The 20,347-nt window shown below is 67.9% G+C and carries 15 protein-coding genes and 1 rRNA gene; 11 read left to right on the top strand and 5 right to left on the bottom strand.

The window, feature by feature from the left end; all coding sequences use genetic code 11:
• The first annotated feature begins 78 nt into the window (after positions 1-78).
• Genes EV650_RS00080 through EV650_RS00070 form a run of 3 tightly spaced genes read left to right on the top strand, consistent with a single transcriptional unit; the run spans position 79 to position 5,174 of the window.
• On the top strand, positions 79-2,889 hold the full coding sequence (locus EV650_RS00080) for an SCO1167/SCO6262 family helicase (RefSeq protein ID WP_134114043.1): 2,811 nt from the start codon (positions 79-81) through the stop codon (positions 2,887-2,889).
• Positions 2,890-2,945: 56 nt separating this feature from the next.
• Positions 2,946-4,247, top strand: coding sequence for an SWIM zinc finger family protein (locus EV650_RS41290; protein ID WP_134114041.1), 1,302 nt, complete (start codon positions 2,946-2,948; stop codon positions 4,245-4,247).
• A 21-nt stretch (positions 4,248-4,268) separates the two neighbouring features.
• Positions 4,269-5,174, top strand: a complete 906-nt coding sequence (locus tag EV650_RS00070) for a hypothetical protein (protein WP_134114039.1) — start codon at positions 4,269-4,271, stop codon at positions 5,172-5,174.
• A 1-nt stretch (position 5,175) separates the two neighbouring features.
• On the opposite strand, the gene EV650_RS00065 is transcribed toward EV650_RS00070, so the two are convergent.
• The 3 genes from EV650_RS00065 to EV650_RS00055 form a co-directional block, all read right to left on the bottom strand.
• Positions 5,176-5,523: an iron chaperone gene (locus EV650_RS00065; RefSeq protein WP_134114037.1), complete on the bottom strand. Its 348-nt coding sequence runs from the start codon at positions 5,521-5,523 to the stop codon at positions 5,176-5,178.
• 156 nt (positions 5,524-5,679) lie between these two features.
• Entirely contained in the window at positions 5,680-6,660 is a 981-nt protein-coding gene (locus tag EV650_RS00060; RefSeq protein WP_238173938.1) for a GDSL-type esterase/lipase family protein, read from the bottom strand.
• 48 nt (positions 6,661-6,708) lie between these two features.
• A complete protein-coding gene (locus EV650_RS00055) occupies positions 6,709-7,500 on the bottom strand; it encodes a TrmH family RNA methyltransferase (RefSeq protein WP_134114035.1) in 792 nt (263 codons plus the stop codon).
• A 306-nt stretch (positions 7,501-7,806) separates the two neighbouring features.
• On the opposite strand from EV650_RS00055, the gene EV650_RS00050 reads away from it, so the two are divergent.
• The 7 genes from EV650_RS00050 (at position 7,807) to EV650_RS00020 (ending at position 19,094) form a co-directional block, all read left to right on the top strand.
• Positions 7,807-8,997, top strand: coding sequence for a hypothetical protein (locus EV650_RS00050; protein WP_134114034.1), 1,191 nt, complete (start codon positions 7,807-7,809; stop codon positions 8,995-8,997).
• Complete coding sequence (locus tag EV650_RS00045; RefSeq protein ID WP_202874272.1) at positions 8,994-9,746, top strand: hypothetical protein; 753 nt, start codon at positions 8,994-8,996, stop codon at positions 9,744-9,746. The genes EV650_RS00050 and EV650_RS00045 overlap by 4 nt, the downstream gene beginning before the upstream one ends.
• The gene (locus EV650_RS00040) at positions 9,739-10,392 is read left to right on the top strand and encodes a hypothetical protein (RefSeq protein WP_134114033.1); all 654 of its coding nucleotides are present in this window, start codon (positions 9,739-9,741) and stop codon (positions 10,390-10,392) included. The genes EV650_RS00045 and EV650_RS00040 overlap by 8 nt, the downstream gene beginning before the upstream one ends.
• Positions 10,393-10,468: 76 nt before the next feature.
• Positions 10,469-13,585 carry a coiled-coil domain-containing protein gene (locus EV650_RS00035; protein ID WP_134114032.1) on the top strand — a complete coding sequence of 1,039 codons (3,117 nt, stop codon included), beginning with the start codon at positions 10,469-10,471 and terminating at the stop codon, positions 13,583-13,585.
• A gap of 109 nt (positions 13,586-13,694) precedes the next feature.
• Complete coding sequence (locus tag EV650_RS00030; RefSeq protein WP_134114031.1) at positions 13,695-16,403, top strand: AbfB domain-containing protein; 2,709 nt, start codon at positions 13,695-13,697, stop codon at positions 16,401-16,403.
• A gap of 1 nt (position 16,404) precedes the next feature.
• On the top strand, positions 16,405-18,225 hold the full coding sequence (locus tag EV650_RS40830; RefSeq protein WP_134114030.1) for a glycoside hydrolase family 76 protein: 1,821 nt from the start codon (positions 16,405-16,407) through the stop codon (positions 18,223-18,225).
• A 221-nt stretch (positions 18,226-18,446) separates the two neighbouring features.
• Positions 18,447-19,094, top strand: a complete 648-nt coding sequence (locus EV650_RS00020; RefSeq protein WP_134114029.1) for a hypothetical protein — start codon at positions 18,447-18,449, stop codon at positions 19,092-19,094.
• A gap of 3 nt (positions 19,095-19,097) precedes the next feature.
• Here EV650_RS00020 and EV650_RS00015 read toward each other — a convergent pair whose 3' ends face one another.
• Positions 19,098-19,577, bottom strand: coding sequence for a P-loop nucleotide/nucleoside kinase family protein (locus EV650_RS00015; RefSeq protein WP_134114028.1), 480 nt, complete (start codon positions 19,575-19,577; stop codon positions 19,098-19,100).
• A gap of 82 nt (positions 19,578-19,659) precedes the next feature.
• On the opposite strand from EV650_RS00015, the gene EV650_RS00010 reads away from it, so the two are divergent.
• A complete protein-coding gene (locus EV650_RS00010) occupies positions 19,660-19,938 on the top strand; it encodes a helix-hairpin-helix domain-containing protein (protein WP_134114027.1) in 279 nt (92 codons plus the stop codon).
• 63 nt (positions 19,939-20,001) lie between these two features.
• Here EV650_RS00010 and rrf read toward each other — a convergent pair.
• A 5S ribosomal RNA gene (gene rrf, locus EV650_RS00005) occupies positions 20,002-20,119 on the bottom strand.
• Positions 20,120-20,347 lie beyond the last annotated feature (228 nt).

Genomic DNA, 20,347 nt, shown 5'->3' with positions numbered 1-20,347 from the left:
GGGCTTCCCAGACTGCAACCTCAACGTTGGTTCAGGTCAAGCTCAAGAGTTGTCGGTGGCCCGGCGTACCCTCTGGGCATGCTCGACGCTGTCTTCGTCCCGGCCGACCCGCCGCGCGCGGGTCGCTTGGCGTTGTACGGCGACTTGGCGAGCGCCGGCGAAGCCGCTGACGGCACGGTCGACCTGGTCCTGCCGCGCGGCTCGACGGTCCGCCGTACGACGATTCCTGCCCGTCTACTGCGGATGGACGAGGTCCTCACGCGGCTGACCGGGTCGGAGACCGAGACGTCGGACAGTTGGGCGGCATGGCGGGCTGCTGGGCTTGCCGGGTTGGTGTTGATCGGGCGCGGACGTCTGGTGCCGGATCGCAGTCCTGATGGGTTCGGTGCGTGGCGGGTGGCTCCGATCGATCCGCTGGACCACGCCTGGCTGCGGAACCTCGGTGCCGCCATGCCGGCGTACGGTCATGCGCTTCCGATCGAGGGCACCCGACCCGTTCGGCTGGTCGATCCTGAGCAGCTCGTCCGCGCGTTCTGGGACGCGCTCGCGGACGCCTTGATCCGCACGCCCGCTGCAGCTGTCGCCACTCGACCGGGCGCTGCGCCGTTCGCCGCCGCGGACCCGACTGCTCTGACCGGATCGTCAAGCTGGCTCGACGAGACCGCGCTCGCGGAGGAGGCCGGCGCCCGCCTCGTCCTTCGGATCGAACCGCCTGCTCCAGAAGAGGAGTCGTTTCGAGCGGTCATGCAGCTGCGGAGCGGGCTGGATCCGAGTCTGCTGGTCGATGTCGCGGACATGTGGAACGCACCCGCCGCCGTACTCACGGCTCTCGGTGAGCGTGCCGAGACCGATCTGCTCCTCGCCCTTCGTCGTGGGGCGAGAGTCTGGCCGCCGCTCGGTGCTGCCTTGCGCGATGCTGCACCGGAAGAAGTCGCTGTCGATGACGACGCACTGGAAGAGCTCGCTGAAGGAAGCACTGCGTTGGAGGGCGCCGGGATCGAGGTCCTCTGGCCTAGCGACCTGTTCGCGGGTGAGCTGGCAGTCCGTGGGTCCGTCGCGACGCCGACTCCGGGCGCCGTCACCGGGCCTGACTTCAGTCTCAACGACCTGGTCGCGTTCCGCTGGCGACCCACTCTCGACGGCCAGGAGCTGACCGAGTCCGAGGTCGCCGCGCTCGCAGAAGCCAAACGGCCGATGATCCGGATGCGCGGCCGGTGGATCCGGGTGGACCAGGACGTCGTTCGCAAGCTCCGCAACGGTTCCGCGCGCAAGCTCACCGGAGCCGAGGCGCTCGGCGCGGCGCTGACCGGGACCATCGACGTCGACGGCGAGCTCGTACCCTTCGATGCCGACGGATCGCTGGCCGCAATGCTCGCCCGGCTGCGTGCGGCCGAGGAGCCGGCTCCGTTCGCCCAGCCAGCCGGTCTCCGCGCGACCCTCCGCGACTACCAGCGCCGCGGTGTCGCGTGGATGGCGCAGCTCGCCAACCTCGGCCTCGGCGGATGCCTCGCCGACGACATGGGCCTGGGCAAGACGATCCAGGTAATCGCCCTGCACCTCCAGCTCGCAGGACGCGGTCCGACGGTGGTCGTCTGCCCGTCGACCCTGCTCGGCACCTGGGAGCGCGAGTTCGAACGCTTCGCGCCCGACGTACCGACCCGGCGCTACCACGGTGCCGGCCGGACCCTCAGCGACCTGGCGCCCGACGAGGTGGTGCTCACGACGTACGGCGTGGTGCGTCAGGACCACCGTGTCCTCGGTGAGGTGGCCTGGGGGCTGGCCGTCGCGGACGAGGCGCAGCACGCGAAGAACCCGTTGTCCCGCACGGCTCGCGCGTTGAGAACGTTGCCGTCAGCAACCAGGATCGCGCTGACCGGGACGCCGGTGGAGAACCGGCTGTCCGAGCTGTGGTCGATCCTCGACTGGTCGGCGCCCGGGTTGCTCGGCACCCTCGACCGGTTCCGCCACGACATCGCCGTACCGGTGGAGCGGTTCCATGACGAGGAGGCGACCGCGCGGCTGGCTCGGGTGACGCGGCCGTTCCTGCTGCGGCGGCGGAAGAGCGACCCGGGCATTGCTCCGGAGCTACCGCAGAAGTCCGAGCGAGATGTCGTCGTACCGCTGACCGTTGAGCAAGCCACGCTGTATCAGGCGGTCGCGAAGGAGACGCTCGCCAAGATCGAGTCGGCGGAGGGTATTGCGCGGCGCGGGCTGGTGTTGAGTCTGCTGACGCAGTTGAAGCAGGTGTGCAACCACCCGGCGCAGTTCCTGCACGAGCCCGGTCCGCTGGAGCGACGGTCGGGCAAGCTCGCGGCGCTGGACGAGCTGCTCGACGTGATCCTGGCCGAGGGCGAGTCGGTGCTGATCTTCAGTCAGTACGTCGAGATGTGCCGGCTGATCGAGGCGCATCTGGCGGCGCGGCAGGTCAAGACGTTGTTCTTGCACGGCGGTATCGGGGTGCGGAAACGCGAGCAGTTGGTCTCGGAGTTCCAGTCTGGCGAGGCGCAGGTGTTCTTGCTGTCGCTGAAGGCCGGTGGGGTCGGGTTGACGCTGACGCGGGCCACGCATGTCGTGCATTACGACCGCTGGTGGAACCCTGCCGTTGAGGATCAGGCGACTGACCGCGCGTACCGGATCGGCCAGGACCGGCCGGTGCAGGTCCATCGACTCGTCACCGAGAACACGCTGGAAGACCGCATCGCGACCGTCATCAACTCCAAGCGCGAGCTCGCCGACGCCGTCATCGGCTCAGGCGAGGCGTGGCTGAGCGAGCTGTCTGACGTTGAGTTGAGCGAGCTCGTCGAGCTGTCGACCGGACCGGTCAAGTCGGGGTCGGCGAGCGCCTACAACCCTTCTACCGTTGGCAAATCGGTCGGCGCCGATGACTGAGAACGGTCGAGGCATATGGCCCGGACTGCCCGCTGGGACGTCGGCGGGTGGTGACGATGGCTGACGAGGATCGCAGGCCTTGGCAGGCGTGGCGGCGGACGGACGAGGACGCCGGGTTGCCCGCTGCGAGGGGACCGGGGAGCCGGCGTACGTTCGGGGCGACGTGGTGGGGACGAGCTTGGTTGGAGGCGCTGGAGCAGCGAGCCCGGCTTGATCCAGGGCGGCTCTCGCGTGGACGTTCGTACGCAAGGCGTGGCAGCGTTCTCGAGTTGACGGTCAGCCCGGGCGAGGTCGAGGCCATCGTCCAGGGCAGCCGCGTCACGCCGTACCAGGTGACAGTGCGGATCCGCGCGTTCTCTCGCGCGGAGTGGGACTCGGTGATGGATGTGGTGTCGGCGCAGATCGGCCGGGTCGCCGCATTGCTCGACGGCGAGTTGCCGCCCGAAGTCATCGACGACGTACACGATGCGGGGCTGGACCTTCTGCCTGGAGCTGGTGAGGTCCTGACGCATTGCACGTGTCCCGACTTTGCCGTTCCCTGCAAGCATTCTGCGGCCGTGTGCTACCTGATCGCGGACGCGCTGGACGACGACCCATTCGCCCTCCTCCTACTCCGCGGCCGCCAGAAAGACGAGCTCCTCGCCGCCCTCCGCACCCGCCGCGGCACGACCGGCGGCGCAATCGTCACACCACGCACTCCCCCGCCAGCCGGCATCCCCGCAATCGCAGCCTTCGCCCGCCACATGACGGCCACCCCCGAACAGCCAACGGAGAGCGGCCCGTCCGAGGGCGGCGGTCGGCCTGGCGGCGGCGGTCCGGTTGCCATCCCTGCGCCACCGAGACCGCTTGGAGCGCCCGGAGTACCAGCCGCGGTGCAGGTGCTGGACCCACCGCGTTCGTCGGGTGTCGACGTACGGGATCTGGTCGCACTGGCCACCGACGCAGCTCGTCGCGCCTGGGAGCTGGCATCCGGCGACGGAGACGGTGGACTGAGCCTCACCTTCGAACAGGACCTCGCCCGCCGAGCAGCCCTCGTCCTCGGTACGTCGGACCTCGCCGACCTGGCCCATCGAGCCGGCGTACCCGCTCGCCAACTCACCAGCTGGGCCGTCGCCTGGCGCGAAGCCGGCCCCGGCGGCCTGGCGGTAACCGTCGACGAACCACACGACGTCCCCCCAGAAGCCGTCGCCGAAGCCCTCGAAGCCCTGCCCACCGCCACCACCGAAGCCAACCGAGTCACCACCGGCAAACTCCAACTCCGGCTAGGCTCCGACAACCTCTGGTACCGCTTCGACCAGCATTTCAACGACTGGACCCTCACCCGTCCACCAGCCCCAGATCCCCGCGACCTCCTCTAGGCTCCCGCTCAGGGAGGTTCCATGCGTCGAATCACGGCCGCGGTAGCTGTCGTCCTGCTCGGCCTGGTGGCCTGCGACAGCCACACCCCACCGCAGACCGTACGAACCCCGACGGCGACACCGACAGCGGCTGGGAGCTTGTGCGAGCGACTAGCGCCGCAACTCACCGGCTGGAAAGCTGCGGCGGCAGATTCCGGTCTCATCGTGCCGCTCGGGGACGGCTGCTCGCTCGTCGACGCGGCACAGGACAGCCATCGGGTCCGAGTCACACTCTCCGCCGCCCCGGTCACCGACGCGCAGTTCGCTGAGTTCCGCAAGAGCGACGCCGAGCGGATCACCGAACTGGGGTACGCCGCCAAGGTCATCGACGGCGAGATCGGACCGGGTTCGTGGGCCGTCGACCCGGCAGCCGCCGGATCCTGGCTCGTCTTCCGCGCCGGCAACCGCCCGATCAAGCTGAGCGTGGAGGACGGCGGCTCAGGGACGCTGGACGAACTTCGATCCATCGCGGAGACGATCCTCGGCCTCCCCGGCGGCCTGCCCACCGCTCAGCCGATCATCGCCCGACCGGAATGCGCCCGTGGCACTGCAGCAGCCGAGCGACTGCTCGGCGGGCAGGCGGTCCTGAGGCGAGACGCCTTGGCCGACGGCTATCTGTCGTGCCAGTGGGGCTCGGCGACACGCTCGGTTGTGGTGAGATCCGGTGGCTTGGGCTCGGATCCGTCGCTCGACTTCGGCTACGTGAAGGGCGGGTTCCACTCACATCGTGTGAACGTCGGCATCGAAGGCTGGCAGCAGACCGACGGCGAGCTGGTGTTCCGCACCGCCAAAGACGCCTACATCGAACTGGTAGCGACTCCTGGCAGCACCCTCCACCCAGGCCCGGTCGTCGCACTCGCCCAAGCCATCGCTCCTGCCTACGCGTGAATCAACGCGCGGCGACGAAGGCTTGGGTTAGCCGGGTGATCAGGTCATACGGGATCGGCTTGTTCAGGGGGAATTTGAGGGTGCTCTTGCCGGAGTGGTAGGGCTTGAGCTCGGCTGCCAGGGCGTCGTCGACAGGTGGGATCGGGTAGACGGCGATGTGCGCCTTCCAGCCGCTGAAGTGCATCAGTGAGGTCCCGTCGAGCGTGATCGTCGGGATCTGGTAGCTGATCTTCTCCCCGGCCGAGGGCACGACCGCGCGGATCGTACGCCGTACCTCCTCCAGCACTTCCCGCACGTCAGGAGGGAATGACGCGATGTACTCGTCCACGCTCGAGAACTTCTCCGCCATGCGCGCCAATCTAGTGCTTCGCCTCGCCCTACGCGCGTAGTTGTCGGGACTGCGGACACGCCACGGTGTCCGGAGACAGGAAATAGCCTGTCCCCACACGCGATTTCCTGTCTCCAGTCCCGGTTCCGGTTTCCCAGACCTCATGCCGGCGAGAAATCAGTCGCCGCGGCGTAGGGAGGTGTGCTCCTCGAGGCCGGTGATCAGATGCTCGGCGATCTTCGCGTGGCCGGCGACGCTTGGATGGACCAGGTCGGTGCAGTCGGCTTCGGTGATCCAGCCGGTGGAGTCGATGCAGATCAGGTTCGGGTCGTCCAGGGACTTGACCGCGGCCTGGATCGTGTCGGCGTGCTTCCCGTTGAAAGGCGTCAGCGAGACGATCGTCGTCGATGGGTACGCCGCGCGCACCCGTCGTACATAGTCTGCGTACTCCTCGAGCTCCAGCGTCGGGTCGTTCACGCCGAGGTTGATCACGACCAGGTCGGACGGCTCGATGCGCTCGGCCGGTGAGCCGGCAAAGTTCCAGCCGAACGAGTCCACGCCGGCCGGCACCTCGCCGTTCCCCGGCTTGCTGATCCCCTGGCTGCCGAACCCGACCTGGTACGACGTCGCGCCGAACGCCCGCGCGGTCAGATAGGCGTACGACGTCGTGCCGTCAGCGCCCTCGGATTCCGGGTGCGAACTCAGCGACCGCACGCCCTGCGTGATCGAGTCTCCGTAGAACTCGAGCCGCGGACCGCCCGGCCGACCACTCAGCCGGAGTCGCGTGTTCACGTCGAGCACCAAGCCGGCGAACACGACCGCGCACTCGAACGGCGGGTTCCACCGGTTGACGTGCTCGTTCACGTCCTTGACCACGACCTCGACCTGGTGCCGACCGTCAGGCGCGGACAGCTCGATGACCGGATCCTCGATCACGTGCAGCTCCGGATCGCCGTCGTCGACCGTGATCCACAGGTGCGGCGCGACCGTCAGCCCATCGATGTCGAACAGCAACTGCAACCGCTCACCCGCGAACGAGAACGCGATCCGCGAACCGGAGTTGACCGTGATCGCCACGCCGGGCTGCTGTCCCCACTGTCCTTCCAGGACGATGCGCGGATCGGACGGGGCGACAACCTCGCCAGGCTCGAACGGCACAGCACACTCCTTGTCCTCGGGTTTGCTGTGCCATTCTGCCTGGCGAGATCACCACCCCGCCTTCCGAGCCCGCGCCTCGAACAGCAGGATGCCGGCCGACAGCGCGACATTCAGCGAGTCCGCCCGCCCGAGCATCGGGATCGACACCGCGTCGAACCCCTCGTCGTGCCACTGCCGCGACAGCCCCGAGCCCTCCGAACCGACCACGAACGCCGTCGGTCCGTCGTATTGCGGAACTCGGTAGGTACCCGACGCCGCGGGATCCGCGAGGTGGACGCGGAACCGGTGACTCCGCAACCACGCCGCCGCGGCCGGGATGTCGTCGAACTCCAGGATCGGAGTCGAGAGGACGGTGCCGCGGCTGGCGGAATACACCGCCGGGTGCGTCGGCCGGGCTCGCCTGCTGGTCAGGACGAGGCAGTCCGCGTTGGCGGCGTCCGCCGTACGGATCAGGGTGCCGAGGTTGCCGGCGTACTCGACGCCATCTGCGACCAGGACCAGCGACTCGTTGGTGAACTCGAACGTGTGCGGCCGCCACTCCGGCAGCCGCGCGATCGAGATCAGGCCGTCGGGCCGGGTCTTGCGGGACAAACGGGCGAGCAGCTTCTCCGAGACGCGGTACACCTCGGTGGCGCGTTCCGCGATCCGATCGACGTCCGTCGTGCCGGCTTCGGGGCACCAGAAGAAGGCGTCGATCGTGGCCGAAGTGGTGAGTAGGCGGTCGTGTTCCCAACTGCCTTCGACCATGATCCGGCCGGGTGAACCGTCCTTCCGCAGGGTGAACAGGTCACGGACACGGGGATGTTGCGCGCCAATGGAACGCGCGTTGTGCACAGTCATGTGCAAGCTCCGAATGGAGAGAATCAGCAAGCGCGCCGGGAGCCCTGCGACAGGGCCCGCACCGGCGGGGCGACGCCTATCGGGCGCCGTGGTACTGACGCGGCCTGTCGACCGCGTCAGCCAAGGATTCTCATCACATCTCGGATGGTAGGCAGGCCCGCTCCGGGCGTCATCCGGTTTTCCACAGCCGCCGCGTCAACTGGGTTGTCCACAGGCTCGTGGCGGGTGAGTTTTGGTCTGTCGGTGCGGGTGGTTAGAGTCCTTTTCTCTGGTAGCGCAGCTGCTATCACACGGGGAGGAGTACGGATGGACGCGACACTGCTCGACGCCGAGGCCGAAGCGGCCGTGTTGCGCGTCTACCGTCAGGTCTTCGCCGTGCTCGCCCGCGAGGCCGGCGCGATGATCGTCGACCCCGACCTGCTGGACGCCGACCAGGCGATCCTGGACGCGTTCGCCGAGGCCGGCAGCGACGGGCTCACGGTCGAGCAGGCGACGCTCGCCTGCCGCGCGTACCCCCATGACGTGATCGTCCGCCGCTTCGAGGTCCTCCGGCAGTACGGCGCGATCACCAAACTCGTCGACCGTCCGAACGAGTTGCGCCACCGCGCCGCCTTCGCGCCGTACGTGATGCTGATGTTCCTGCGCCGGATGTCGGTCCAGGGCGGTCAGGCCGAGCTGCACCAACTGCTGACCCTTGAGGCCCACAGCGTCAGCGACCCGCAGGCGACGGCCGACGACGGCAAGGCGTCGATCGGGCGGATGACCAAGGTGTTCCGGCTCCTCGGCAACGAGTTGGCCATCCTGGTCGCAACCAGCACGACGGCCCAGCTCCGCGAGAACGCCCAGCTCGCGTGGGGTAACGAACGCCTGATCGAACAGGCCGAGAAGGTACACCGTCTTGTCTTGGATCGCTGGCCCGAGCTCCACCGCGACTGCACGTCTCTCCGGATGGCGCTCGCTGCGTATGCCGACGCTGTCCAGCTAGCCGCCGGCCGCCTGGTCGAGCGCGCCGGTACGACGAGAGCCCTTGGGCTGCTGCCGATCGAGACCTGGCTGACATTCGCCCGCAGCAGCGAGCCCGACACGCTGGCCGCCGTGCTCGACGGGTTGTTGTTCGATGCGGCCGCGCCGGACTTCTCGCCACAGACGATGGTCGAGGCGGTCGAGACAGGTCGACGTACCGGAAGTGCTCGGATGGCGCCGCCACGGCCGACCGCGGATGCGGACGCGCCTGAGTCCGCGGCTGCGACGGACCGCGAGGACTTGCGTGCGGAGGCCGAGCGGGTGCTGGCCGGACGATCGGCCGTCGACATCGTCGAGGTCATCGACGAGGCAGGCGATTGGGTCACCGCGCGGCGTGTGTTGGCTGAGCTGACCGCGGCGCATTTGCACGACGAGCTCGAGTACGAGCTGGTCTGGTCGGACGGTATGCGGATCGACCCAGCCGCGGGTACGCCGTGGGCGACCGAAGGCGTGTTCCGCCGGGTGGCGTCATGAGCTCGCAACCGTCGGAGGCCGTTGAGCGGCGGGTCTATAACGCGCTCTGGTGGGCGAAAGTTCAGTCCGCCGGGCCGCTCGAGATCGATCCGGACACACCGGCCGTCGCCGGTCTCACCCGTGCCGCGTCGGCGGACGGATCGACCGTCTGGCTCGTGCCGACGCTCCCCTCGGGCGCCGGTCACAGTGTGCTTGAGGAGCTCGACTCTCCCCCGGTCGCGGTCGAGCAGCCGAACGAGACCGCTCGTGTACTCGCGATCTGCGTCGCCTGCTGTTGGACGGACCGCAGCGCACCAGCCTGGCCGGGTTCGACGGGCACGCTCGCCCAGGTCAGATCCGTGTACGCCGGGATGCGCGGCCGGCCCGAGCAGTCGAGCGACCTGACCCTGATCATCGGCAGCCTTCGTCGGCTGCACGCCACCCACTGGATCCGGTGGGACGAGAAGGCTGGTGAGGTCCGGCTCGGCCCACGCGTCATCACGTGGACTGCCGCCGACCTCTCCACCCTCCGCGACCTCTGCCGCCACCTCCCCGAGCCACCGCCGGCCGTCCTCTCCACCGAGCCTCCCGCCGCGTCGCCCCCGGACGAAGCACTCCCCGACGACGCGCTGCCGGACGACGCGGTCTCGGACGACGCGCTCCCGGACGAGGCACTCTCGGACGACGCGCTGCCGGACGACGCGCTCGCGGACGCCGCGCTCCAGGACGGGCCGTCCGATGAGCTGCGTGGGGAGGTGTCGGATGACTGAGCAGCATGCGTTGTTCGACCCGTTGCTCCAGGACCTCAGCGACCGCTCGCGGGACGAGGTGCTCGCCGCCTTCAGCGCGGTGCAGTACGCCGCACACCCGGTCGCCGAAGTACAACTAGCAGGCCTCCGCGACGTGACGCTCCGCCGCCAAGTGCAGCGGATGCTCAAGCTCATCGGCCGCACGCTCGTCCACGTCGACGGCACCCACTGGACCGCCGGGTACGACGACGACATCGCATCGTCCCTGGTCGCGCAAGGCTGGCAGCCGCTGTCCGTCATCGACCGCGCCGTACTCGTGCTGGTGCTGGTCCACTCCGTCGCGATCCCCCGCAGCGAAGGCATCCTGACCGGCGACAGCTGGAAGTCCGCGCGACCCACCACGGTCGACGAACTGCGGACGACCAGGATCAGCGGCGAGGAGAGACGCCTTGCCCTGCAGCGATTGCGCGCGGCCGGCTTGATCCAGCTGTCCGGTGACCACTCGGGCGGGCCGTCGTACATCCCAGGTCCGCAGCTCCAGCGCTTGACGCCGGCCGCGCGCCGCCGTCTGCAGGACCAACTGATCCTCGCCGCCGCCCCGGCCAGCCCGATCGCCGAAGCCATCCGCGCCCGCACCGGCGGTCCAGTAGAAGGAGAGGACGCATGAGAGAGCGAAGCGAGCTCATCGTTCAGCACAGCGCGTCTCGTGTCTCATCCGCGCCCGGAGCGAAGCGAGGACGTGGATGAGCACATCTGAGGACGGGTCGTTCGACATCCTTGGGTCCAAGGTCCTGCTGGGTGTACAGGTGGTCGATCTGTCGCGCCTCTCCACGCACCCGATCCCGATGATCGGCCGCGGCCTGATCACGGTCGCCGGCCAAGGCCCGACCGACTCGAACGGCGCCGGCAAATCATCCTGGATCGCCGCCCTCAGCCTCCTGCACGCCGACGACCAGTGGCGCCTGACCAGCGGCGCTCCCGGCGCCGCCGAGCTGCTCTTCACCGCCGAAGCGGCCGGTCAAGAAGGCAACTGGTCGAACGTCGACCGCGGCTACATCATCGGCGTCTTCTCCGACCCTGACCTGACCGACCTCGACGAGATCGAGACGGCCGCGATCACCGTCTGGATCCGGATCAACCGCAAGGCGTCGTACCTCGATCTCCGTTGGAAACAGGGCCTGCATATCCCGTACGGCGCGACCGAAGCCGAGCGTGCGGCCGGCGCCGATGCACTCTGGGCCGCGCTCCCGCACTCGAACGGGCGCACCGACTTCCACGCGAACAAGCTGTCGCAGGTCCTGTACGGCGGACAGGTCCGCTGCGTCTCGTTTCTGTCGACGTCCGTCCGCTCCAGCCCGACCGCGAACCTGCTGGCCGAGCCGCTCAACGAGCTCGGCCCGGCCCGGATCTTCAACGCGATCGCGACCCTCACCGGTCTCGACCACGAGCTCGAGCAGGAGCAAGCGCACCGCTCCGCCGAGCACACCCAACGCGAGGCGACCAAGCAAGCGACGGCCGACCTGCAGCGCTGGGAGCAGGAGATGGCGACCGTCGAGGCCGGCATCCTGCAGCGTGCCGCGGCCCGCGAGGCGCTCGCCGCGGCCAAGGAATCGTGGCAAGCGCGCTGCGCCCGGCACCTCATCGACGGCGCCGCGCGGAACGCCGAGATCTTGCAGGAGCTCGGTGTCCTCGACGAGCGCGTCGCCGAGCAGGAGGCGCGACGGGAAGCGGTCGACGTCGAGATCGATGCCTTTGGCAACGAGGAGGGCATGCTCCGCGATGTCCAGCTGACCCGTCAGGAGCGGGACAAGCTGGATGCACGCGACCGTGAGCTCGACCTAGCGCAGCGTTCGATGCGGGAACGGTTGGAGCAGCTCGGCCAGGAGCACCGGCGACTGCTCGAGGCGGGGCGTTCGGCAGACGGCCGCGACCTCACCGCAGCCGGCGAGGAGCAGGTCGAGGCGCGCGCAGTCCTCGAGGAGCACATCGGCCGGGACCACGCAGCCCGCTCGGCGGTCGACCATGCGTCTGCCGAGTTGCGCGAAGCCGAGAGCGGTCAGACCGTGTCGGCGCCGCAGCAGAAGATCTTGGAGAACGCCGGCATCGAGTCCGGCGCCCTGACGGACATCACCGAGCTGCCCGCCGGTGACCGAGCCGAGTGGGAGCCGCGGCTCGCGCCGTACCGCGAGGCAGTAGTCATCGACGCGGCCGACGCCGCTCTCGCGTCGACCGCGCTGACCGATGCCGGGTACGCCGGATTCCTGCTGGTGCTGGCGAATCGGCCTGGTTCGAAGCGTTCCGCGAAGCAGGGGCCGAGGTCGGCGGACAAGCGATTCGTCCTGGACACGTTCTTCGCCGCGATCGGCGAGCGCGCCAGCAAGGACACGATCGACGACGTCGCCGGCGTCGTCGCGGTCGGGCAGTTCGATGAGCCGATCACCGGCCGGACCGCGCGCATCGAGGCCGCTCGCCGCCGAGTCGAGGCCGCAGTCGAGGCCCGTGCCGAAGCATCCACCGCGCTCGAGCAGGCCCGGTCGCGGGTCGAGCAGGCAGAGCGGCGTACGGCGGCGGCTCGTGCGTTGGCCGACGCGGAATCGGTGCAGGAGCAGATCCTCGCGCTCCGCGAAACAGTCGACCGGCACGAGACCGATCGCGACTCGCTCGCACCCCAGTTGCAGGCAGCGAAGGAGTCCGCCGAAGCCGCCGCCGGGCAGCAGCTCGTCCGGGACGAGCGGCTGAAGAACCTGGAGGCGACCCGGCGCGACCACGGCCGGATCCTCGACGACCTGACCGGTCGACGGCTGACCTTGCTCGAGGAGCAAACGGCGCTCGACCTCACCACGCGGACGACCGCCTGGGGCGGGACGGCGGCCGAAGCCGAGGAGTTCATCCTCGGTCTGCCCGACGACGTCCAGCGTCGTACGACGGCCGACTGGAACCACCAGGCCTGCACCCAGCTGGACGACGTCATCCGCCGCTGCTTCCCGAACGCCCGATCCCGCGAGGAAATCCCGACCGAGCTCTGGGAGATCCTGAACGGCGCGGACGGCTGGACGAACGGCACCCTCGGCGACCGCGTCAGCCTCGTGCCGGCGCTGCACCGGACGTTGAGCAGCCACCTCGCCCAGCACGAGACGTTCGACAGCCTGCAGCAACAGCAGATCGCGAGCCAGCGCGCCGAGCGGAACGCAGCCCTCGAACGCGCCCGCGAAGGCCTCGCCGAGGCGGAGAGCACGGCCCGCGCGCACCGCGCATCCCTTGCCGACGGCATCAAAGCGCGACTCCGGCTGGTGTCGCAGGAGTTCGACCGCCTCGACCAGCAGTACGGCGGGTACGGCGCGAAGCTCGAATTCCCCGAGCCCGACCCGCCGGCCGAGCCCGACAAGCCCTGGCGTTGGACGGTCACACCGAAGTGGCGTCGTTCCGAGGGTGGCCCGTTCTCCGCGTTCAACGTGAAGGGCAACACCGCCCAGATGGACGAGAAGGCGGTCAAGCTGGTCTGCGCTGCGGCGCTCGCCGGCGGTTCGGACCGTCCGCTGCTGCTGATCCTCGACGAACTCGGGCGCAACCTCGGTTCGCAGCACCGCCGCGAGGCGGTAGCCCTGTTCGAGCAGATCGGTCGGGATCGGAACATCACCGTCATCGGTGCACTGCAGGACGACATGGAGCGGTATGCACTCGCGTCGTCCCGGCTGTACGTGAAGCTCAGACGCAGCTCGGACACGATGGCGTACAACCAGGCGCCGGTCGTGAAGGGCAACGAGGACAACGCCGCCCGGGTCGAGTTGCTCCGCGAGTGGATGACGTCGTACCGCGGTTCGACGCCAACCCTCGAGCTGGCGTCGCCGACGCTCACGTAGTTCGACAATTTCCGACAGAAACAATCACGCGAGGTCTTGACCTGGCGGCGGTGGTCCTCATACTCACGAGGTGAGAGCGCTCTCTTCCTACCGCCCCAGGGAGATCCACATGCTGTCACGTCAGGTCGTGCTGACCACAGTCCTCGGCCTCCTCGCCGTACTGCTGTCCCCGCTGCAGGCGAGCGCGTTCACGCCGAAGCCGCCACCGTTGACCACCCCCTGGACCAACCAGGTCTCGGTCACCGACCCACTCCCGGAGTACCCGCGACCACAACTGACCCGGACCGAGTGGCAGAGCCTCAACGGCGTCTGGCAGTTCGCGCCGACGAGCGACCTGAACAACCCGCCGACCGGATCCCTGCCCGAAGAGGTGCTGGTCCCGTATCCGATCGAGTCCGCGCTGTCCGGCATCCAGCGCCACGCGGATCGGATGTACTACAAGCGGACCTTCACCGTCCCGGCCGGCTGGTCGGGACGCCACGTGCAGCTCAACTTCGGTGCGGTGATGTGGCAGTCGAAGGTCTGGGTCAACGGCACTCTGCTCGGCACCCACGAGGGCGGGTACGACGCGTTCTCGTACGACATCACCTCCGCATTGCGGGCCGGAAGCAACGAGATCGTCGTCGGAGTGTGGGCACCGGTCGACACCGAGGACATCCCGCTCGGCAAGCAGCGCGTGAACCGCGGCGGCATCTGGTACACGCCGTCGTCCGGCATCTGGCAGACCGTCTGGCTCGAGCCGACTGAACCCACCTGGATCACCCGACTGGACACCATCCCGAACGTCGCCGCCAGCGGTCTGGACCTCACCGTGCAAGCTTCGGCGTCCGGTCAACCCCTCCACGCGCAGGTACTCTCCGGCGGACAGGTCGTCGGCGAAGCAAGCGGCATCAGCGGCACCCAGTTCCGAGTCCCGGTGCCGAACGCACACCTCTGGTCGCCCGACGACCCGTTCCTGTACGACATCAAAGTCACGATGGGCAGCGACTCAGTCGGTGGGTACTTCGGGATGCGCTCGGTCGGCAAGGCCATGCTCGGCGGGTTCCTGCGGCCGACGTTGAACGGCAAGTTCGTCTACGCACTCGGCACGCTCGACCAAGGATTCTGGCCGGACGGCCTCTACACCGCACCGACCGACGACGCCCTGCGCTTCGATCTGGAGCAGCAGAAGGCACTCGGTTTCAACATGGTCCGCAAGCACATCAAGGTCGAGTCGGCGCGCTGGTTCTACTGGGCCGACAAGCTCGGATTGATGGTGTGGCAGGACATGCCGTCGTTGGTTGCCGGACGCAACGCTTCGGCGACCGGAGAGGCGCGGTACGAGACCGAGCTGCGCCGGATGGTCGACAACCACAAGCAGATCACGTCGATCGTGCAGTGGATCCCGTTCAATGAGGGCTGGGGTGAGTTCGACGCCGGCCGGATCGCCGACCTGGTCAAGAGCCTCGACCCCAGCCGCCTGGTCAACCACAATTCGGGTTCGAACTGCTGCGATTCCGATCCGGATCCCGGCAACGGTGACGTCATCGACGACCACATGTACGTCGGTCCCGGTATCGCCCGGGCGCCGTCGACGACGCGGGTGCTGCAACTCGGCGAGTACGGCGGGCTCGGCCTGCACGTCCCCGGTCACGAGTGGCCGAGCGGCAACAGCTTCGCCTACGAGATGCTGCCGACGAGCGATGCCCTGACCACGCGGTACGTGCAGATCACCAGTCAACTGCCGGACCTCATCACCGGCTCAGGCTTGTCCGGTTCGATCTACACCGAGCCGACAGACGTCGAGGACGAGATCAACGGCTTCTACACCTACGACCGCCAGGTGCAGAAGATGGACTTCGCGCGGGTACGCGCGGTCAAGCAGCAGGTGCTCGCGGCCGCGAACGGTACGACGCTCCCGACCGGCAAACTGATCTCGTTCCGCGTCACCACCCCGACGTACACGGACCGCTACTTACGCCATATCGACGGTGTCGCCAACACCGAGGTCGTCAATGCCAGCGGCAGCCAAACCCTCAAGCAGGATGCGACATTCTGGGTTCGGCCAGGTCTTTCCAACAGCAGCTGCTACTCGTTCGAGTCGCGCAACTTCCCCGGTCAGTACCTGCGCCAGCGCGACCTCCGGATCTACAAGGAAGCCAACCCCGACGCAGCCGACGCTACCTTCTGCGCGCATCCGGGGTTGAGCGGCGGCGGTACGTCGTTGGAGTCGGCGGCGCGACCCGGGTACTACCTGCGTCATCGCAACTCCGAGGTTTGGCTGGACACCGACACCGGTGGCTCGTACCGCGACGACGCGACCTGGAATCTGGTCCCGGCCTGGTGGCGCAGCGGCGCAGACCTCGCCGTCGGTCAGGTCCGAACGTTCCGCGTGACCACGGCTGGCTTCACCGATCGGGTACTGCGGCATCGCGATGGACTGGCGCGGACCGACGTGATCGACGCCAACTCGCCCCTCACGGATCGCCAGGACGCGAGCTTCGTCATCCGGCCAGGGCTGGCGGAGAGTAGCTGCTACTCGCTCGAATCGGTCAACTTCCCCGGACAGTTCCTCCGGCACAGCAACTACCGGCTACAGAAGGCGTCCGACGATGGCACCGACACCTTCCGCAAGGACGCCACGTTCTGTGCCCAGCCACCACGCGGCGGCGGAGCAGGCAACGTGTCGCTGCAGTCCTTCAACTACCCGACGTACTACGTCCGGCACTCCAGCGAGCTGGTCTACATCGCCACCGTCAGCGGGGCGAACCCGTGGGACGGCGGCGGTTCGTACGACGCAGACACAACGTGGGCCGACCAGCCCGGGCTCGGAGGCTGACATGCGACTACTACTGGCCGCGGTCCTTGGACTCGCGCTGTCTGCGGGTGCTCTCACGGCTGAGGCGCAGGTGCAGGCGGACCAGGTCTGCTCGGTCGCGTGCGACACTCTCGATCCGTCGAAGGCACAGGAGGAGACGTTCCCCGTGCCGGAGAAGGTGATCAACGGGCGTCACGTCGTACTGCATGTTTCCGACAAGGACGCGATGGCGTGGGCCAGCATCGACGCCGGCACGACCAACGACGCTGTCTGGCTGGACCGCAGCTGGGACGGCGGCGCGACCTGGGACGGTCTGCTCGGCAAAGCTTTCATCCCGTCCGGCTGGACCGGCACCCGCACACTGATGTACAACCTCGCCGACCCGGCCGGTCACCGCCGCGGTCTGCTCCGCGCCTGCGGTGATGCAGCCGGCGTCGACTGCACCGCCTGGGTACACACCTCCGTCTGCGCGGCGGCGTGCGACGGCAGCGACGGACCGTCCGGTGACAACCAGCCGGTGCCGTCGGCCACGCTGTCCAACCGCACGATCTCCCTGCACATCGACGACCGCGGCATGGCCTGGGGAACAATCGCCAACGGCACCGCCGGTGACGAGATCTGGCTGGACCGCTCCTGGAACGAAGGCGCGTCCTGGCCCGACGGCTCATCACTCGGCCGGACCAGCGTCGGCTCCGGCGCAACCGCAACCAAGACCCAGCTCTACGCCACAACCGATCCACTCTCGAAGCTGTACGGCGGCGCCGTCCGCGCCTGCGGCCGAGCCGTCGAAGGCCAAAACGGCAGCTGTACGTCGTGGGCCCGGCCGGCCTCCGATCGGACCAGCGCGGCCGCCGATGCGTTGATGTACTCCTACCAGCCGTACACAGCGTGGTGGCTGTCGAGCTGGTGGAACTCCGCGGTGGCGGTGACCACGCTGATGGACTACCAGCAGCGCACTCGCCGTACCGATCTACGTTGGATCGTGAACGAGGTGTTCGAGAAGAACAAGGGTGTGTTCCCGGCCGGTCAGAAGAGCGGTGACGCGCTGGAGGGCAACTTCATCAGCCGCGCGATCGACGACACCGAGTGGTGGGGCATCGCCTGGGTCGAGGCGTACGACCTGACCGGCGACCCGAAGTATCTCGACATGGCAGTCACGATCGCGAACTACGTCCAGGGCTACTGGGACACGAGCACCTGTGGCGGTGGCGTGTGGTGGGACCGCGAACGCACCTATAAGAACGCGGTGACCAACGGGCTGTACATCCGGCTGACCGCGGCGCTGCACAACCGACTCGCCGGCGACACGGTCTGGTTGCAGCGAGCCACGACGGGATGGAACTGGTTCCGCGCCAGCGGGATGATCAACTCGGCCGGCCTGGTGAACGACGGCCTGACCGGATCGTGCACCAACAACGGTCAGACCGTGTGGACCTACAACCAGGGGCTGGCCATCGGCGGCGCGCTCGAGCTGTATCGCGCGACTGGTGACAGCTCGCTGCTCACCTCGGCCCGGCAGTTGGGTGATGCGGCGATGTCGTCGTCGGTGCTCAGCCCGGGTGGCATCCTCAGCGAATCGTGTGACGCGGCCGGCAACTGCGACGACAACCAGAAGCAGTTCAAGGGCGTGTTCACGCGATACCTGATGGACCTGGCCGACTCCACCGGCGACGCGTCGTACCGGACGTACGCGCAGCGGCAGGCCGACTCGATCTGGCAGAACGATCGCGACTCGCTGAACAAGCTTGGTCAGCGGTGGGCCGGCGGTGGCACCAACGTCCGCGACTGGCGTACGCAGGCCAGTGCCCTGAGCGGCCTGCTCGCGGCGACGCCGAAGAGCTGAACTCTTTGACAGTTGTATAGATTTCGTTGGGTGGTTACCAAAAGAGGACCCCGGTGCTGACCACTGACCGGTAGGTGCAGCAGACTGGTCAGGTGACGCATCCAGAGATCGCTACCGCCCGCTCACACCGAGTAGGCGGACCTCTGGTCAAGCGGTTGTATCACGGCGTACCGTCACCTGCATCCGCCGTACCTTCGCCTTCGGATGATCGGAGGGCGTGAATGGCTTCCTGGCTGCTCCGCGCCCAATGGGCCCACCGTGACGAGACCGTCGAACACCGCGCACTCCGGGTCGGCCGCACGCTGACCGCCGTCGCGGTGGCGTTCCCCGACGTCCACAACTGGACGCAGGACGAGCGCTGGGGCTACCACGTCCTCGAGGCGGACGGCTCGACGCCGCTGCAGGAGATGGTCGAGGCCACCACGAAGGTGCTCGCGAACGGCACGAGTACGACGCGTCTGCACCTGCAGAGCACCGGCGAGCTGCCATGGCTGTTCGACCTGTCCATGGGTGGCACGATGACCACCGTCTCCGATCAGCTCACGCTGCACTGGAGTGACGAGGACGCACTGCAGCAGTCGGAACGCTTCGCCCAGGTACTCCGCGCGGTCGTCACGATCTGGGAACCCGAGTGGGCCAGCATCGCCGACACCGAACTCGCCGCCGCAGCCGGCGTCTTCCGCCGCGGCATCCCGATGATGGGCTGGCTGACGTACGTCCGCGGCCTGGTAGCCGGCGCCCCTGGCATCGAGATCGGCCTGACTCCATACGAACGCGGAACCCTGCTGCAGGCACCCGTCTCCCCCATCGACCTGACCCCGGTCCACATCTGCGCCGCGGCCGCCCTGGTCGGAATCGCCCCCGAGTAGCAGCTAGCTCGTCACCACGAGGTGCCGATCCCAGCGCTGAAGCTCTTCCACAGTTGGTCGCTGAAACATGTCGCTCCACTCCTGGAGCTCCTCCCGACTGACCGGGAACGTCGCAGGCGGCAGGTCCGCGTTCCGCCGCTCGAGCCGCTCCCACAACACCTCCAACGGCAGATCCAGTACGACGATCTCCGCGCTCGCGCCCGCTTGTTGCGCCCGGGTCCGGAATAGGTCCCGCTCCTCCTCCGACCAGCAGCCGTAGTCGAGGATCGCGTCGACTCCGAGCTCCAGCGCCCTCGCTGCGACGCCCCACAGGAGCTCCGATTCCAGCACCCAGCGTCGTCCGTCAACCTCACTGGTGTCGAAAAGCGCCTGCATCCACTCGTCCGGCGTCAGCCGGATCGCTTTGCGCTCGTCCTCGAGTCGGCGAGCCTGGGCCGTCTTGCCTGCGCCCGGTAGCCCCACGATCAACACCATCACAGCCATCCCCAGAGCCTAAAGGGGTGGCAGCGCGTAGGTGTCCGATTTGTTCAAGACTGGAGGGCGCCGGCCGAGGCATGGTCGAACCATGTCAAAGAACGATCCGACTGATCTGACCAGTCTCATGAACGTAGGCGCCGCGGTGGCCGGCTACCTGGGCCGCGCCGACATCACCCACGTCGATCAACTGGTCGGCCGCGATCCCTTCGAGATCTACGAAACGATCTGCGAACGTGACGCCGTACTCCACGACCCGTGTCTGCTCGACACGATCATGTCGGCGACGGACCAAGCCAACGGCAATCCGGCTCGCCCCTGGTGGTCGTACACGCCTGTCCGCAAGCAGCTGCTCGAGCAGCGCGGGTGACTCCAACTACAGGGGGAAATGTTAAGGGCCACCCCGGATGGGGTGGCCCTTAACAGTGTGAATGTCCGGCGGCGTCCTACTCTCCCACGACCTCCCGGTCGCAGTACCATCGGCGCTGGCGGGCTTAACTTCCAGGTTCGGAATGGAGACTGGGTGTTTCCCCGACGCTATGGCCACCGAAACTCTATGAGAACACATATCAACCTGCTAAGTCACAAACCCCTGGTGTGGGGTTTGGTTGCTGGGGTTGACCGTATTCCGGGAACCGTACAGTGAACGCGAACATCGTTACATAGCGCAGGCTTTATCAGTCGATCTGTCCCAACACGGTCAGGAGAAACAATGTTTCCCTGCGTGGTGTTGGTGTGTGACAAGCCCTCGGCCTATTAGTACCAGTCAGCTCCACACC

It is taken from the genome of Kribbella kalugense (assembly GCF_004365875.1).
Taxonomy (GTDB): Bacteria; Actinomycetota; Actinomycetes; order Propionibacteriales; family Kribbellaceae; genus Kribbella; species Kribbella kalugense.
The sequence above is the reverse complement of the archived record's forward strand: the minus strand, read 5'-3'. Positions and strand labels throughout refer to the sequence as shown.

What these genes read in the sequence shown, in the direction of transcription:
- EV650_RS00015 (WP_134114028.1), bottom strand. Translation starts at nt 19,577, where the DNA reads ATGGCTGTGATGGTGTTGATCGTGGGGCTACCGGGCGCAGGCAAGACG.
- EV650_RS00030 (WP_134114031.1), top strand. Translation starts at nt 13,695, where the DNA reads ATGCTGTCACGTCAGGTCGTGCTGACCACAGTCCTCGGCCTCCTCGCC.
- EV650_RS41290 (WP_134114041.1), top strand. Translation starts at nt 2,946, where the DNA reads ATGGCTGACGAGGATCGCAGGCCTTGGCAGGCGTGGCGGCGGACGGAC.
- EV650_RS00080 (WP_134114043.1), top strand. Translation starts at nt 79, where the DNA reads ATGCTCGACGCTGTCTTCGTCCCGGCCGACCCGCCGCGCGCGGGTCGC.
- EV650_RS00050 (WP_134114034.1), top strand. Translation starts at nt 7,807, where the DNA reads ATGGACGCGACACTGCTCGACGCCGAGGCCGAAGCGGCCGTGTTGCGC.
- EV650_RS00065 (WP_134114037.1), bottom strand. Translation starts at nt 5,523, where the DNA reads ATGGCGGAGAAGTTCTCGAGCGTGGACGAGTACATCGCGTCATTCCCT.
- EV650_RS00045 (WP_202874272.1), top strand. Translation starts at nt 8,994, where the DNA reads ATGAGCTCGCAACCGTCGGAGGCCGTTGAGCGGCGGGTCTATAACGCG.
- EV650_RS40830 (WP_134114030.1), top strand. Translation starts at nt 16,405, where the DNA reads ATGCGACTACTACTGGCCGCGGTCCTTGGACTCGCGCTGTCTGCGGGT.
- EV650_RS00070 (WP_134114039.1), top strand. Translation starts at nt 4,269, where the DNA reads ATGCGTCGAATCACGGCCGCGGTAGCTGTCGTCCTGCTCGGCCTGGTG.
- EV650_RS00040 (WP_134114033.1), top strand. Translation starts at nt 9,739, where the DNA reads ATGACTGAGCAGCATGCGTTGTTCGACCCGTTGCTCCAGGACCTCAGC.
- EV650_RS00035 (WP_134114032.1), top strand. Translation starts at nt 10,469, where the DNA reads ATGAGCACATCTGAGGACGGGTCGTTCGACATCCTTGGGTCCAAGGTC.
- EV650_RS00010 (WP_134114027.1), top strand. Translation starts at nt 19,660, where the DNA reads ATGTCAAAGAACGATCCGACTGATCTGACCAGTCTCATGAACGTAGGC.
- EV650_RS00055 (WP_134114035.1), bottom strand. Translation starts at nt 7,500, where the DNA reads ATGACTGTGCACAACGCGCGTTCCATTGGCGCGCAACATCCCCGTGTC.
- EV650_RS00020 (WP_134114029.1), top strand. Translation starts at nt 18,447, where the DNA reads ATGGCTTCCTGGCTGCTCCGCGCCCAATGGGCCCACCGTGACGAGACC.